This is a genomic window from Nitrosospira multiformis (genome assembly GCF_900110185.1).
Lineage (GTDB): Bacteria > Pseudomonadota > Gammaproteobacteria > Burkholderiales > Nitrosomonadaceae > Nitrosospira > Nitrosospira multiformis_A.
Genome location: NZ_FOCT01000025.1, coordinates 1 through 14,541, shown reverse-complemented (window position 1 = coordinate 14,541; position 14,541 = coordinate 1). Strand labels below are relative to the sequence as shown.

Annotated in this window: 15 protein-coding genes and 1 pseudogene; 8 read left to right on the top strand and 8 right to left on the bottom strand. The window is 51.8% G+C overall.

Annotation, left to right across the window (positions count from 1 at the left end):
* A partial coding sequence (locus BMY01_RS17950; RefSeq protein WP_175463304.1) for a hypothetical protein occupies nucleotides 1-191 on the top strand: 191 nt, incomplete at its 5' end.
* 72 nt (nucleotides 192-263) lie between these two features.
* Here the strand turns inward: BMY01_RS17950 and traF are convergent.
* From traF to BMY01_RS18975, 4 genes are all read right to left on the bottom strand, one after another.
* Nucleotides 264-791, bottom strand: coding sequence for a conjugative transfer signal peptidase TraF (gene traF / locus BMY01_RS16490; protein ID WP_074749201.1), 528 nt, complete (start codon nucleotides 789-791; stop codon nucleotides 264-266).
* Between the two features lie 6 nt (nucleotides 792-797).
* On the bottom strand, nucleotides 798-1,061 hold the full coding sequence (locus BMY01_RS16485) for a type IV secretory system conjugative DNA transfer family protein (RefSeq protein WP_074749200.1): 264 nt from the start codon (nucleotides 1,059-1,061) through the stop codon (nucleotides 798-800).
* Nucleotides 1,062-1,245: 184 nt separating this feature from the next.
* On the bottom strand, nucleotides 1,246-4,386 hold the full coding sequence (locus BMY01_RS16480) for a hybrid sensor histidine kinase/response regulator (RefSeq protein WP_074749199.1): 3,141 nt from the start codon (nucleotides 4,384-4,386) through the stop codon (nucleotides 1,246-1,248).
* A gap of 806 nt (nucleotides 4,387-5,192) precedes the next feature.
* A complete protein-coding gene (locus tag BMY01_RS18975) occupies nucleotides 5,193-5,324 on the bottom strand; it encodes a hypothetical protein (protein ID WP_439331417.1) in 132 nt (43 codons plus the stop codon).
* A 30-nt stretch (nucleotides 5,325-5,354) separates the two neighbouring features.
* Between BMY01_RS18975 and BMY01_RS16470 the strand changes: the two are divergent.
* From BMY01_RS16470 to BMY01_RS18515, 4 genes and pseudogenes are all read left to right on the top strand, one after another.
* Nucleotides 5,355-5,554 (top strand): annotated as a pseudogene (locus BMY01_RS16470) (integrase core domain-containing protein); the annotation flags it as partial.
* Between the two features lie 872 nt (nucleotides 5,555-6,426).
* The gene (locus tag BMY01_RS16465; RefSeq protein ID WP_074749198.1) at nucleotides 6,427-6,687 is read left to right on the top strand and encodes a hypothetical protein; all 261 of its coding nucleotides are present in this window, start codon (nucleotides 6,427-6,429) and stop codon (nucleotides 6,685-6,687) included.
* 136 nt (nucleotides 6,688-6,823) lie between these two features.
* A complete protein-coding gene (locus tag BMY01_RS16460; protein WP_254772805.1) occupies nucleotides 6,824-7,498 on the top strand; it encodes a hypothetical protein in 675 nt (224 codons plus the stop codon).
* A gap of 18 nt (nucleotides 7,499-7,516) precedes the next feature.
* Nucleotides 7,517-7,720, top strand: a complete 204-nt coding sequence (locus BMY01_RS18515; protein ID WP_254772804.1) for a hypothetical protein — start codon at nucleotides 7,517-7,519, stop codon at nucleotides 7,718-7,720.
* A gap of 457 nt (nucleotides 7,721-8,177) precedes the next feature.
* On the opposite strand, the gene BMY01_RS18670 is transcribed toward BMY01_RS18515, so the two are convergent.
* From BMY01_RS18670 to BMY01_RS16450, 3 genes are read right to left on the bottom strand one after another with little or no spacing between them, the layout of a single operon-like run.
* Nucleotides 8,178-8,303: a hypothetical protein gene (locus BMY01_RS18670; RefSeq protein WP_302848438.1), complete on the bottom strand. Its 126-nt coding sequence runs from the start codon at nucleotides 8,301-8,303 to the stop codon at nucleotides 8,178-8,180.
* A gap of 22 nt (nucleotides 8,304-8,325) precedes the next feature.
* Nucleotides 8,326-8,529 carry a hypothetical protein gene (locus tag BMY01_RS16455; protein WP_139176970.1) on the bottom strand — a complete coding sequence of 68 codons (204 nt, stop codon included), beginning with the start codon at nucleotides 8,527-8,529 and terminating at the stop codon, nucleotides 8,326-8,328.
* Nucleotides 8,530-8,550: 21 nt separating this feature from the next.
* Complete coding sequence (locus BMY01_RS16450; protein ID WP_217638695.1) at nucleotides 8,551-9,789, bottom strand: DUF2252 family protein; 1,239 nt, start codon at nucleotides 9,787-9,789, stop codon at nucleotides 8,551-8,553.
* Between the two features lie 128 nt (nucleotides 9,790-9,917).
* Between BMY01_RS16450 and BMY01_RS16445 the strand changes: the two genes are divergently transcribed.
* Nucleotides 9,918-10,736: an SDR family NAD(P)-dependent oxidoreductase gene (locus BMY01_RS16445; protein WP_074749195.1), complete on the top strand. Its 819-nt coding sequence runs from the start codon at nucleotides 9,918-9,920 to the stop codon at nucleotides 10,734-10,736.
* Nucleotides 10,737-10,815: 79 nt separating this feature from the next.
* Here the strand turns inward: BMY01_RS16445 and BMY01_RS16440 are convergent, their stop codons facing one another.
* Nucleotides 10,816-11,604 (bottom strand): polyamine aminopropyltransferase, encoded by a 789-nt coding sequence (locus BMY01_RS16440; RefSeq protein WP_074749194.1) that lies wholly within the window; start codon nucleotides 11,602-11,604, stop codon nucleotides 10,816-10,818.
* A gap of 167 nt (nucleotides 11,605-11,771) precedes the next feature.
* Between BMY01_RS16440 and BMY01_RS16435 the strand changes: the two genes are divergently transcribed.
* A complete protein-coding gene (locus BMY01_RS16435) occupies nucleotides 11,772-12,263 on the top strand; it encodes a hypothetical protein (RefSeq protein ID WP_139176969.1) in 492 nt (163 codons plus the stop codon).
* Nucleotides 12,264-12,471: 208 nt separating this feature from the next.
* Complete coding sequence (locus BMY01_RS16430) at nucleotides 12,472-13,944, top strand: SEL1-like repeat protein (RefSeq protein ID WP_254772803.1); 1,473 nt, start codon at nucleotides 12,472-12,474, stop codon at nucleotides 13,942-13,944.
* Nucleotides 13,945-14,541: the final 597 nt, after the last annotated feature.

Sequence of the window (14,541 nt, the reverse complement as noted above, 5' to 3'; positions counted from 1 at the left end):
CTGATTTTGATGAAAAACGCAACCAGCGAAGGGTAACGGACGCACTCAACAATCTCCTGAAGGATGCGCCCAACAGCAAGCTGAAATGTGCAGCTATCGTTTGTATTGCAGTTTGGATGAATGGTTTGGCTGATGTCGGTGCGATGGGAAATCGTGCCCCGAAGGAACCGATGGGACTTACTGGAGAATGAAGGACACTGAGAGTTCTTCATCACATTCTTAAAAACAGGTCATCCCAGTTTTTGTTTAAAATTGCCGAGGAACTAGAAGGTAACCAAAGGCTTAATTACTCCCCTGATCTGCCCCGCATTCACCGGCCCGAAGTGGCGGTCGTCGAATGATGTGCCGCTCACATCCGACATGAGCAGCAATTCAGGGCCTTTCAAGGTGTAGCCGGAGAACGTATAGCGGGGCAGAACCCTGCCTGCGCTATCCGCTTTCTTTGGCACGCTTGCCAGGAGTAGCGTGCCATTGACGGCAATCCCCTCATCGGTAGAAGCGACCACATCGCCTGCCACTCCCGCCACCTGCTTCATCATGTATCCATGGCTTCCCGGACAGAAACCCGGTCCAATGTATCCGCGGCTGCGCGCCTCATCGAACAGCGCTGTCTGCGGCGGGCAGAAAATCACGTACTCGCCCTTCCCCACCGGTACGTCTGTCAGGCGATAAATTCCGACCGGAATACTCTTCGTCGTATTGACCCGCAGGCCTGCGGCAAAGCAAACCAGGCACACAGCCAGGAAACCGAGTGCCGCCCCGATTGAAGCGCGGCTAATCCAGAGCACCATGAGGTGTTATTCAACCAGATTTGTCAGCCAACTGCTTGTTACTGGCGCCGGCACTTCCGCTCTCTTCTGGAAGATCGCATCCTGGAAGTAGAGCGGCTGGCGCCCATAGATCGCGGGAAATCCGCAACGTAAATGATCATATCGCCCGCGCTCTCGATCACTTCGCGCCCGTCTTTCACCCCCCTTGACGGGTCCTGGCATGCGCAGGCACTCATCCACCGCCAGCAGGGAGCGCTGCACCTCTTGCAGAGTGCGCGAGGTATGTCTCAAAGCTCTTCAGCACTCTATATGCTCTATCGATGATGGTGTGCACGGCATCGCCGTTATGCCGCACTCTAGCTATTTAGAGTGGAACAGAGAGAATATTTTCGCGGCCTGCCAATGGAATTGCGCGTCCCTGATAACTGAAGGTCTATTAACATCAGTTGGCATTCTTGCCTAGATATAACGAGCTTCAGGGGATAAAGGCAATACAAATACCTAGCTCGGAAATCTCTGTCTTCACCCGTTCAAATTCGACTTCAATCTGTTCTACTAACCCGCTGGCTTCGGTTCTGACGCTATTTTTATCCAAAGCCTCCAATTGTTGAGCAATGTCGGCCAAACGAAGGGCGCCTACATTAGCACTTGCACCTCTGATCGCATGAGCCGTGTTGCGCAAAAGCTTGGCGTTGTCGTTATTCAGGCAGCTTCGTAGAATACTGATGCGTTCGACACTATCCTTCACGAAGGATAAATACACTTGGCTAACCAGAGAAGGTCCTGTTGATACTTCAAGCGCTTGCAAGCGTGCCACCCCTTCCAAACTCAATGAGGAGGAGGTGTCCGAAATAGCTGGAGAGATCGAGGGGGAGGAAGAAGTCGGGATATCAGGATCCAGTATTTTTTCGTTCTTTGTATCATGCCTTTCTGCTTCGCTCTGCTGCTCCTGAAGTTTTATTGGAACCCATTTTTTCAATCTGGCCGCAAAATCCTCCTGTTTGACCGGCTTTGTGATGTAGTCATCCATTCCGGCGGCCAGGCATCGTTGCCGATCGCCTTGCAATGCCTGGGCCGTTACGGCAACGATCCGAAGCTTGGACTTATTGCCTGCGAGACGACGAATTGCGGCAGTGGCTTCGAAACCATCCATCTCCGGCATCTCGCAATCCATGAAGGCTATTTCATACACCCGTGTCTCCACCATCTTCAGCGCCTCGCTGCCATTCGCGGCGATGTCCACCTCGCAGCCCAGATTCCTGAGTATTGCCGCTGCAACAATCTGGTTGGTGACGTTGTCCTCCGCCAATAACACGCGGGTTCCAACGAACGGACGGTCGGTGCTAACGGTCGTCAGCACATTCTGAGTTTGCGGAACTGGTTGGGGGTCATTGATGAGGTTGATGGGATCTCGATTGCGGTGTGCCTCCCATATAGAAACCAGCGTTTCCAAAAGCTCTGACTGGCGCGTCGGTTTGACTAGATATGCCGCGAAACCGCTCTTCTTTAGTCGCGCCTTTATATCCCCTCCGTGCCCCAAGGAGCTAAGCATTATCAGTTGGGTATCAAGGAGCAGGGGATCGGCCTTGATGGCTTTGCCCAGCATCTCACCATTCATGTCTGGCATCTGGTAATCCAGGATCGCAATTTGATAGGGGTCACCGGCAGCGTGAGCAACATGTAGCGCTCGTAGCGCTTCAGGACCGGATGCACAACTTCCTATCCGCATCCGCCAGGCCCGGACTTGCTCTTCCAAGACTACTCGGTTTACGTAATTGTCGTCCACAATTAATATACGTGCCGCTGCAAAGTCCATGGGCGGTCTTGCTTCGACTGGCCTTTCCTTCTGCAGAGGCAGGTTAAGAGTAAATGAGAACGTTGAGCCCATCCCCAGACGGCTCTTAACATCGATCGAGCCGCCCATCAGTTGTATCAGTTGCCTGCTGATGGCCAGACCAAGCCCAGTGCCCCCATATCGACGCGTTGTGGAGGCGTCGGCTTGAGTGAATTTGTCGAAGAGGCTTTCGATTTTGTCTGTAGCGATCCCGATCCCACTATCCTCTACACTGAAACGCAGCGATGCCTCGTCTTCATCGAGCTTATAAGTGGAAACACTGATGAGTACGTGCCCTTGCTCGGTAAATTTCACGGCATTATTAGTCAGGTTCGTCAGTATCTGACGTATGCGGCTCGCATCGCCGACTACATAACGTGGTACATCGGGTAGGTAGCGGACAACTATATTAACCTCCGGTTTCCTTGTAGGCTGCATCGCAACCAGTGTCGCCACCTCTTCAACGGCCTGGAGCAAATCAAAAGGAGTGGGATCAATAGACAACTTGCCCGCCTCCATTTTGGAGAAATCCAGGATGTCATTGATAATCACAAGGAGGGTTTCAGCGCTGGCGCTTGCTAAACCGGCCAGTTTCCGCTGCGATGGCGTCAATGCGGTGTCTAGAAGCAGGTCGACAGTACCCAGTATTCCATTCATGGGCGTGCGAATTTCATGGCTCATATTCGCCAGGAACTCGCTCTTGGCATTGCTGGCGGATTCCGCTGCTTGCCGCGCTTGGACCAACTCCGTCTCAATGCGTTTTCTTTCCGTGATGTCCTGACCGGAAATGTAGAGTTTCCGATTCTCTTGCATGGGGGTTATATTCCAGAAAACCCAGCGGAGGGAGCCATCCTTGCAGCGTATCTGGCTTTCTAAGGAAAGTGCAGTACCTAAGTCTGATTTGTTCAAATACGCTATTACATCGGGATGCGCTTTGGAGCGAACAAAACTCGTGAGGGGACAAGACAGGAGTTCCTCAACTTTAAAACCGAAGGCTGCCCACGCCGGATTCAGGTGGGTGAAATAGCCGTCAAACCCTGCGATGGCAAGGAAGTTGCGGGAGTGGTTAAAGTAAAGGATGCTTTCCTTTTGGGCACGTTGAGCAAAATTAATATTTGCCTCCAGTATCGCCCGCCATTTCCGTTGTGCGCGAATTAACCGGAACCATGCGGAAGGCAGGAAGATGAGTACCAAAACAAGTGACAGGATCAATGAGCCAATGAATAACTGCTTTTCCCGACGCACGCTTTCGTCGATATATTGGCCTATCGTTCCCTTTACAGCTTCTAATTCGCGAGTCAATGCCTGCTTATTCTCCACATAGTCACTAGCGTAGAATATGTCTAATGCCGCTTCGGGGTTATCGTTCCGGCCCAATCCTATCGCCAGCGTTTCCAGTTCGATTAATCGCACATTGGTATCCTGAATTTTAGCAATAGACCGTTTGATGTCGTTGCTTCTGGCCAGTTCGGCCGCCGCCGCGAGCTTATCATTGAGGGCAGCCGCCGCGTTATCGTAGCGACGCCTCCAATCGTCGCGCCCTGTGGCCGCAACGATCATTGCTGCCTGGGTAAGCACAACGTCGTAATAAGTGATCTCCGCTTGAAGCTGACGCATCGGTATTGCGTAGTTTTCAGTGTCTTTTAAAGCGTAAAGCGCAAAACAGGCAGCCGAAGCAAGTGCGCCGATAGCGGAGATAGTCACAACCAGAGTGACGATATGATCCCGTATCGGATACTTTATGGCACCTTGAATTTCAGGGGTCTGGTCTAACTCGCTCATAGTCTCAAGTATATGTCTGGTGCAGCGACGTATTCCTGGCTTCAGCCAGGGCTCGATAATTCAATAAATCCTGGGGGCGTTGCCACCAAGAGCAGGGGTTAAACCGACTGCGACTCGACCCGGGGCAGCATTCTGTGCTCTCGGCGCAACCCGTTGCAGGTACGCGCTTAAAACGCAGTCTTTGAACCAACGCTATAGCACTCGTCATCTGTCGCTGGTGGAGCGAAGATTAGATGCAGTATGAAGAGCAGGCCAACCTCGATTGGTTGACTCAGGAGGACGTGCAATTAAATCTTGATCTGATGCGCCTACATAGCTGTTAAATTTTACAGGTGCGGGATAAGTATAAGCTTGCGTAATCTTAAAATTAGGTCCTCAGGTTACGTCTTGGGAGGGATCCAGGGGACGAGAGTTATTGACGCCGATAGGCGTGGGGGGAAATCGTTTTATCCTTTATCGCCAGTAATCGAGGGTGTCGCACGTGGACAGCTGCACCTACTCCGCCTATTAGGGCAAGAAACGTGGTTTGAGATCGTCATACATAAACATAACGGTCCATGATCATGATCGGCTTGGGTCCTGGCATTTCTCAAGGCATTATCTGACACGGAAAAACGCATCCCTGTCTTTCTGCTGATCTTTTCGTTGGATGTGTTTCTTCATTATGCAATGCGAGGCTACAGCCTGTCGCTCGCCATAGGTGCTGGCACTTCCGCCCTCTTCTGGAAGATGGCATCCTGGAAGTAGAGTGGTTGCCTTCCATAGATCGCCGGGAATCCTGCAACGTAAATGATCATATCGCCCGCCTACTCGATCACATCCTGGCCATCTTTCACTCCCTTGACGGGTCCTGGCATGCGCAGGCACTCATCCACCGTCAGCAAGGAGCGTTGCACATCCTGCAGGGTGCGCGAAGTATGCTTGTCCCCCTTCGTCACCTGCTCTTTGACGATCGTGGTCTGTCCCGTGAGAATGGATTCGTGGAAAGCTTCAACGGTAAATGCGTGATGAATGCCTCAACCGCGAATGGTTCATCACACGGCAGGAAGCGAAAGTATTGATTGAGAAGTGGCGGCAGTTTTATAACAACGAGCGTCCGCATTCTGCGCTCGGCAACCGAACTCCAGCCCAGGCAGGCTTGCAAAGGTTGCAAATTCAGAAGGCTTGAACCGAAAGACTCACTTTGAAACTGGCTACTAAAATCTATAGCAGGTCATACCTACGTCCAATTGTTTGCTCAGCTATAAAACATAGAATAGATCCTTCGATTAGGATCTTTCGATGATTGAAACACCATTTCCAGTGGATTGGAGGCAACTGCAGACCGGGGCATGTGCGCTTCTTCGTGAGGTCGGGCTTTAGCGCTGAAACGGAGAAGAGGCTTCAAACTCCACGGGGCGAGGTCGCTATTGATGTGTATGCAGTTGATGAAAATAGTGTCGATGGAATTCGATACATAGTTGAATGTAAGAATTGGACATCCCATATCCCCCAATCTGGCTGTTCATTAACTTGGAGAATGCGGAAGAGAATGAAACTGCCACCAGCGTACTCCGGTTTGCCTTTCAAATAATGGCGCTAGCCGATGGCCAGCGCCCAGTCGGAACAAAAGGAGTAAAGCGATTGCGTTAACAAGATATCAGTCGAGGGGGGTCAAGGTGAACCCCGAATATTTTATTTGCTTTTCTTTATTATTGATAACGCGAACGGGAACCTTGGTGGTAACGCATCATGAAGCGCCTCCTCAAGATAGACCGATTCCCCTTTGACAGATGGACAACCCATTTGGGAACGCTCTTATTTTGATAAGCAATTCTTTTTTTATTGGTTCTGATAAGCAGATGATGATGCTAAATTTCCTTCCTTAATTATTATTTCTGGAGGAAATGAAAATGACGTTCGATAATTTCCTGTTCTCGCTACTCGCAGGCCAGGACAGGATATACCCGTAACCCCGATCAGAAACGGTGGCCGCCTTAAAGGCTGTAACAAATCTCCAGTACCATATGCAAAGCAAGTCTTATTAGACAGGAGTGATCCATGTTTGAATATGCCGTGTATATACGAACCAAAGAGGGCTACATCACGCGCATGGATAACGTTATTTCCAACCCAGCTTACGATCCTCGGGAAACCTACGGTTCTTTAGCCCCTTACGTGCACGAAGAAGAGGTCGTTGGTTTTCCTGAATCCGTAGTGCTCTGGGAAAACAGTACCGGACCAAGCGTGGGCATAGCCCCCATTAATCCCCATTCTCACCCTTCTGGTAGTATCCTGCCCTCCGCCTTATCCGTGTGTTAGAGCCAAAACTGCCTGGACAACTGGCTTGACTTAAAGCCAGGTAATGCCAATTCCTGCGTCTGTTCCGATGGAGGAGGCGGTGAACAAGCACCAATTTGTGCTCGATCCATTATGTGTCACTTGGAGGAAATGAAAAATGACACCCGATAGTTCCCGTTTTGCTGTAGGTATATTCATAGCGCTGGTGAGCCTGGCTGCTTACGCCACCCTGAATAATTTTCCCGATCGTCCTGCTGCCGGCGCTGCCGGGCAGTTATATGAGGAATTGAATGCTGCTTTTGCCTCCCACTGGAAAGCCCACACCGGCTTGGATATCAAAGTCGAGCAGGCGAGGAATAAGTCGGGCAAGCCCGTGCAGATTACGCTCCATGGGCTCGACGTTCCTGCTCTTGCGCTGTCCTACGACGCGGACAAGCTGCATGACAAGGAAAGATTTATTGCGCCCGATTTCCGTCAGCTTTTAGCGCAAGATTTTCGGAATGAATCTTATCCTTCAGCCTATAGCGGGCGCTGGAATTATCTTGCTGCTTGGGGATACGCGATGAGGCAATCAGGCGGCAATGAACAAGCGGCGCGTGAGTTTGTCAGCCAATTGTTTGCCAAGGCCCAGCCAGTGGACTACGAGGGTAAAAAGCCGGGAAACCCTGCTACTGCCTTTGTCTTTCTCAACACAGGCGATGTACTCCTCACCTGGGAAAATGAAGCACACCTGATCGTTCAGAATAACGGAAATGATGAGTTTGAAATCGTCACCCCGTCCATATCAATAGTAGCCGAACCCACTATAAGCGTAGTGGATACGGCTGCATAGGGGAAAGGGACCCGGAGTGTGGCGACTTCCTACATCGAATACCTCTATACATCCCAGGCGCAGCATATCGTCGCCAGGCACTATTATCGTCCTCGCGATCCGGCTGTTGCCGGCAGGTATGAGGACCGGTTTCCTCGCCTTGAGCTGTTTACCCTTGACGAGGTGTCCGGGGGGCTGGTAGAGAGCTCAGAAGATACATTTTGCCAGGGACGGCATTTTTGACCAGATCACCGTTGATGTTCCGGATTCTGTTGCCGTGAAGGGTCCTATCAATGCCGTTTTACAGCTAAGCGCGATGGATAATTTATTCATCCGCAAAAATTAGAGCTTTAAAGCGCTTTTCAGACGCTTTCAAGCGACAAGCAGCAAAGCGAGAGGAATTGAAGATTGTCACATCAAGGGTTGCCTCATTGAAGCTGGCGCAATGTTAAAGGTTGTGAACGGCGAATGACAAGGAAAAACGGGAAGCCAGCTGACAAAGGCAATGATGTACTTTCCCGTGCACGAAAATTCCCCTTATCCATCTACAGGCCCTTTTTCAGGGCCTGTATCTCATGCTGCCTAGCGGCAGGAATACATTTCACCTTTAAATTATCTGGCAACCACATCAGAGAGTTCTTCATCCGCTTTTTGCACCAGCTGATCCTTCTTGAAATGCGCATGGTGGCTGCCCGCCTTATCAGCGATACCGCCTCTGTATCCCCGAGAGAATCCTGTCTTTCGAGACATGCGACAGGTAGTTTTCGGACGCGGCTTCCCACCAGCCGACCATGCCCAGATTGAGCGCGGTCATAAGCGCGGCCACGTCGTCCGATAGTACATTTTCCCTACCCGATACGGTATTGCCCGAAACCGCCCTTGCAGGAAGCCAGCAGGTCATGCAGGCCTGACAAATCCTGCTCCAGCAACCAGCCAAACAGGCTCTTGCCGCCCTGCCCCGCCACATCGATTCTCTCCTTCCAGTACTGGTATTTCTCCTCGATTGCCACGCCTGCCCGGCTCTGCCCTGCAACCTGGCGGGATAGCCTCAAGCCATCCAACTCTGCTCTTATTTAGGCGGGCGTAGCAAAGCGCGATGCAAATTTTCGGCAATGCTCGAGATAGCCGCCTTCGTGGTTTTTTATTAATTCCACAATACTAGACCATAGCCAGGAAGGAGCATTAAGTGATTTAGAGCGATTGTGGCGAAGTTCTTTTAACCAGTGCTTCCGAGTTGAGGAATCCATTTGGCGCACATGCGCTTTGCCGAGAACCAAAGCCAGATAACGTGCAACTTTTTGTGCCTCTTCTTGTGTCACCTGATCAATCTCAATTTTCATGTCCTGAGGCAAAAGCTCTCGAATAAACACCGAACGCTCAAGGAGATGAGCAGCAGCCATCCTTTCCCCTAAATACGGAGATAAATGACGAGCTCCCTCTACTACGCGCTCACCATGCTCTAGCGGCATTTTTGCAGTCGCATAGCGTGGAGCCGTGGCCACCGAGGCTTCCTTGATATCTATTAAGCATAAATTCTTCTCATTGGAAGTGCTGCTCCCTACACTAAGCAGAACTGCATAGCGTAGTTTTCCAAGTGAACTGCACCCTTTCAGCCAATAAGCTGCATCTATGACATTCACTTCCGTGATGACATTCACTTCCGTGCTTTCATCGCAGCGACTCAAGGAAGTTACTAAATACGAAATGGCTTTTCTCTCGAATAATGCGATGATGTCAGCTTTTTCTTCTGCAGAAAGAGGCCAGAAGCACTTTCCCAGGGGTATACAGGATGCGGTGCCGGAAATGCGCTCTTTGGCCAAAGCATTCCAAGTCCGTTTGCCGGCTCTTCTCATGATCATTTTTATTGGTGGGGGAATGGCTATCAAATCCTTATCTATCTCTTCGCTGTCAAAAGCGTGCTCATACCCGGCCATAAATTGTTCCATCATCTGAGCAGTTATAACACCAGGAAGAGCTGAACTGCGGGCCGCCATTGAAAGCGATAATCCGAGCCGGATCAAATCATGAGCTGGATTTCCGATAATCGTTTGATCCAGATCCCTTATTTGAATATCGATTTTCCCTTGAAGATTAGCAATAGGCCCCAGATTTCCTACATGGCAGTCTCCACAAATCCAGATTGAAGGACCACATGGTAAATTATGGGTAGGATTCTCTTCTAGCCATTCATAAAACTGAGCGGTATTGCCACGAACATACGCATGTGCTGACCGCGTCATTTTCAGATTACGCCTTTCACTCAGTAAGGCATTCCTTTCCTGTGGATTCGGTATTCCTGTCTTTTCCTTCATAAAATGAGAACTCATATATAAATTGGCGATTTCTACGGTTTTAGCTGACGCGAAGATTAAAGTAGGTTTAACTAAACAACCGTGCAGAGCCGCACATAGGAATACCGAAAAGTCGATAGGAGCGAATCATGAACCAGGGGATTGCAGTGGTAACTGGCGCATCCAGCGGTATCGGAAGAGCAACAGCGGAGCTTCTTGCTCAAAATGGATATTATGTATTTGCCATAGCGCGGCGGAAGTACAGACTGGAACAGATCCGCTCTGATCGGATTGAACCAATCATCCTGGATGTTACGGATGATGAAGCTGTTCGAAAGGCCGTAGCGTACGTTATATCGACCAAGAGCCGGATCGACGTGCTGGTAAATAATGCTGGGATTAGCCAACTTGGGGCGGTGGAGTGTGTTCCCCTGGAAGCTGCCCGCTATCAGCTCGAAGTCAATCTTTTCGGCTATGCCCGGTTTATGCAGGCAGTGCTGCCGCACATGAGAAACCAAAAATCAGGCTGCATCGTCAACATTGTTTCGGTGTTGAGCAGGATATCCGTGCCCGGTTTTGGTTGGTATTCGGCGTCGAAATATGCTATTGAAGCGCTAACCGATGCGGTCCGGGGAGAGGTCATGGAGTTTGGAATCGATGTGGTGCTGATTGCACCTGGCTTGATTAGGACGGAGTTTGTTCCCAAAGAGCTCAGATTGCTGGAGACCATCTCTCATCCTCCTGCATACAAAAATCTCCTTTCAGGCATACGAAACCTCGTAGCTGACGAGCCCGAGGCGCCTGGACCTGAGATCATTGCAAAGGCCGTACTGGACGCTGTCACCGCGTCTCCTCCTGTAAGACACGCGCTGCCTCTCGATTCCAAGATGTCCGTTATTGCGAGATGGCTATTAGGCGCGCGAATCTTCGCCTGGGCGGTGCGGCTTCAGATGAAGTTTTCGAGATAAGAAACTGCTTTACCAACTGGAAGTCATCCTTTAACCGTCCTTTCATTCATGCCTCTCCTCAGATGAGGAAAGGCCAGGTTTAAAAAGGTCTGCGATGGGGCAGTTTTTGGGCGAACTTTGAGAATGGCAGGGAAAATTCTTTTTCCAGCACCTTTGCCGTTGCTGGCAGTTCTTCCCAGACGGCTCTTGTCGGCGGATGCTTGAAGGCAAACACGATCAGATTGCCGTAAGGCTCTGCCAGTATGGTGGCAATACGCCCCGCAAAGCTGTTTTCAAGACGCGCGAGATATTCGTGAACTCTTCCGTCCCGGCTGAGCAGGTTGACAACCAGCACGCCATTTCTCGTCAATACTTCACGTGCCTGATCATAAAAAGCCTGCGTGCACAGAGAAGCCACCTGTCTGCCATCGTCGAAACCATCGACCATCAAAATGTCTGTGCTGCCTGGATGGGCAGCAATATATTCACTGCCTTCCGCGATCAGCACTTCCAGGCGCTCATCGTCAGCCGGCACGTAGAATTGACTGCGCGCGACCGAAACCACCTGGGGGTTGATTTCGATCACAGTCGTATTGACCGTTGGCAGTTGCCAGTAAACAAATTTCGTCAGGGAGCCTCCTCCCAAACCGATCATGAGAACATTTTTGGGTCGTGGGCGAAACAGCAGAAAACACATCATGCACTGGGTATAGGCAAGCTGCAATTCATTTGGAGCAGCAATGCGCATTGCGCTCTGTACCATGCTGCTTCCCAGATGAAGTGAGCGGATACCGTACTCTTCGCTCAGGTGAACGAGTCCGGCGTCTGCGAGGGGTGGATTTCTGCTGATGTTTGCCTGCCGTTCGCGGCGTTTCAGAAATCGATTCATGAAAGGAGTCTTTCCTTATCCCGTTGCTGTTGCCCCTGCCGTTGCCGCGGACAAGCTTTACAAGCCGTTCTTTTTGGCCTAGGTTTAGATTGGGCGGATACCGGTATGATGTAATTCAACCCGGTTCCTGTCGAAGGGGAGGCAGAGTTTTGCAGGCAGGCATCAAATTGATTAAGGTTCTGGTCTTCTCTTTCTGCGGGGCGCTGCTGGCGGCATGCGCAGGCATCGGCGGGGAGGAGTCCTCGTTTACTCACGGAGGAAAGGTCAGCGGAAATCTCGCTGCACTTGCCCGCTGCACCGTCGACCAGCTTCAATCCGATAGTCGATGGATGATCCGCACCCTGCAATATCAGGTTTTCAGCTACCCGGATATTGCGGCAATGGAAATCTACGCTTATTCTGAAGGTGCACTCGCAGGCACCTATGCGCGCAACTCGCCTTCCAATCCCGATGCAGTGATCAGATACGGCCTGCCCATCCCCATGATCCATCCCGGCAAACCCGGCAGCAATGCCGACAAGGAAGTGGATCCCGATTATTCTTTCGTCCTCACCTTGAAACGAACGGATAATGCTACGGCATTTGCCACCGTCAGTGGAAGGAAATATGAAAGCCGGATTGCATGGGACACGCTGGAAACCTGCTCGGCTCCCGAATAACTCCTGCTGAAAAAGCTGGAGGATGGCTGCATAAAATGTAGAAAACATAAAGCCGGCTTTCTTGATTTTTCCCTCGAAACGCGCATAAGAAAAAAACAACCTCGCGAATAAAAAATTGCGGATGCCGCAACACCTGTAACACCTGTAACTTCAGGGGCGCGCCGGGTAGAATGCGCGGGCAATATGGAATCGGGAATTGAAAGTGAAAATGATGCGTCTATCTAAATCAGTGGCAACATCCAGGTTCGCAACAGTCGGCCCGGTGTTGATGTTGTTCGCCTCCCTAGCTATCGCGGGGGACTTCGAGGATGGAATGAAGTTCGTCCTCAGCAAGGACTACACCAAGGCCATGCAATCTTTCCGGAAAGCGGCCAACGAAGGGAACGCCGACGCGCAGTTCAATCTAGGCGTGCTGTATTCACGGGGCCGTGGCGTGCCGCAGGATCATGAACAAGCCGCCAAGTGGTATCGCAGAGCGGCGGAGCAAGGGGACGCACCCGCACAATCCATGCTGGGATATATGTATCTGAAAGGCCAGGGCGTCGCGCAGGATTATCAACAGGCAATGTTCTGGTATTTCCGGGCAGCCGACAGCGGATATGCCGTGGCGCAATACAATCTCGGGGTGATGTATGCGAAAGGCCAGGGCGTGGAAAAGGATTATCGGCATGCCCTCTCCTGGTATCTGAAAGCCGCGGAGCAGGGACACGCACCCGCGCAGGCAATTATGGGATTCATGTATCTCAAGGGGCAGGGGGTCGAGCAGGATGACCATCAGGCCGCCTCCTGGTATCGCAAGGCAGCCGAGCAAGGGTACGCAGAAGCGCAATATGCTCTTGGCGTGCTCTACGCCAAGGGCCGCGGAGTAGCGCAGAGCAACCAGGAAGCCGCCTCCTGGTATCGCAAGGCTGCTGAGCAGGGGAACGCGGATGCACAGTTCAATCTCGGCATGATGTTCGCTGCGGGAGAAGGAGTCGTTCAGGATTATCGGCAGGCGGCGTCCTTGTATCGTCAGGCGGCCGATCAGGGATATGCGCGTGCCCAGTTCAAGCTGGGGGTGGCAAATGCCAGAGGGCGCGGCGTTCCCGAGGACGCTTACGAGGCAGCGGCATGGTATCGCAAGGCGGCCGAGCAGGGCTATGCTCCTGCACAATTCAATCTCGGCGTGATGTATGCGACGGGTAAAGGCGTCATTCAGGATGATCGCCAGGCGGTGTCATGGTATCGACAGGCGGCCGAGCAAGGAGACGCGGATGCGCAATATAACCTGGGGGTAAGGTATGACACGGGACGGGGCATCGAAAAGGATACACAACAGGCAGTAGCCTGGTATCGCAAGGCGGCGGAGCAAGGCTATGCGCGGGCGCAATACAGCGTGGGTGTGAAGTATGACAGCGGGCAGGGAGTGCCGCACGATTACGCGCAGGCGCTAGCCTGGTACCTGAAGGCGGCGGAGCAAGGGCATGCGGGCGCCCAGACCAATCTCGGCGTGCTGTATTATAACGGCAATGGCGTGAAACAGGACTATGTGGAAGCCGACAAGTGGTTCAGCATCGCCAGCGCCGGCGGCTACGAGGATGCCAAAGAGAATCGCGAACTGATGGAAAAGCTGATGACACCGATGCAAATCAGCGATGCGCGACGCGAGGCGGATGAATGGGCAAGAGCACACCAAAGGTAATTCTGTTACCGTTACCCCCTCTCCTTTCCGCTTCCATCAGCCGGTCCCCCATGGAACGAACAGCTTTCTGCTCGTATTGAACAATCATTCCCGTCTTCGCTCCCTGCTCGTTTCCAACCCCCGTCCTCGGCTCCCTTTGCTCCGGAGACCCGGCCGATCAGCTGTCACCACGAGGAGCGGGAGGCAGGATGGGAGCAAGGGCGATGGGAGTACTTGCCTAAAACATCCTTCACTCCTTCTACACACGAGGAGGATGCCGCGCACACTGCTGACTGGGTCGTCCCGATATCGATCCCCTCCTGCGGCTGTGCTTACCGTCACTCTCACCAAGTATGGCAAAAAACGTCTTGACCACTGCAATCGGTAAAGTGTACTTTGGACTCAAGCCGACTCAGAAAGCCCTTTGAAAACACGACTTTTATAATCTCCAGCCATCAATCGGGTGCATCCGTTGGAATCGCCAGCCGGGAATCAGGAAATGCGGCCTATAGAGCCAGCCGTCGCCCATAACCGCATGCGACGTCTGGCGACGGCACTGCTGATGGTGATGCTTGCGGTTCTCGTTCTGACGAATGTATTTATTTCAGTTCATCCGTC

Coding starts and splice junctions, on each gene's coding strand:
- traF (WP_074749201.1), bottom strand. CDS start 791: ATGGTGCTCTGGATTAGCCGCGCTTCAATCGGGGCGGCACTCGGTTTC.
- BMY01_RS16480 (WP_074749199.1), bottom strand. CDS start 4,386: ATGAGCGAGTTAGACCAGACCCCTGAAATTCAAGGTGCCATAAAGTAT.
- BMY01_RS16465 (WP_074749198.1), top strand. CDS start 6,427: ATGTTTGAATATGCCGTGTATATACGAACCAAAGAGGGCTACATCACG.
- BMY01_RS16460 (WP_254772805.1), top strand. CDS start 6,824: ATGACACCCGATAGTTCCCGTTTTGCTGTAGGTATATTCATAGCGCTG.
- BMY01_RS16450 (WP_217638695.1), bottom strand. CDS start 9,789: ATGAAGGAAAAGACAGGAATACCGAATCCACAGGAAAGGAATGCCTTA.
- BMY01_RS16445 (WP_074749195.1), top strand. CDS start 9,918: ATGAACCAGGGGATTGCAGTGGTAACTGGCGCATCCAGCGGTATCGGA.
- BMY01_RS16440 (WP_074749194.1), bottom strand. CDS start 11,604: ATGAATCGATTTCTGAAACGCCGCGAACGGCAGGCAAACATCAGCAGA.
- BMY01_RS16430 (WP_254772803.1), top strand. CDS start 12,472: ATGATGCGTCTATCTAAATCAGTGGCAACATCCAGGTTCGCAACAGTC.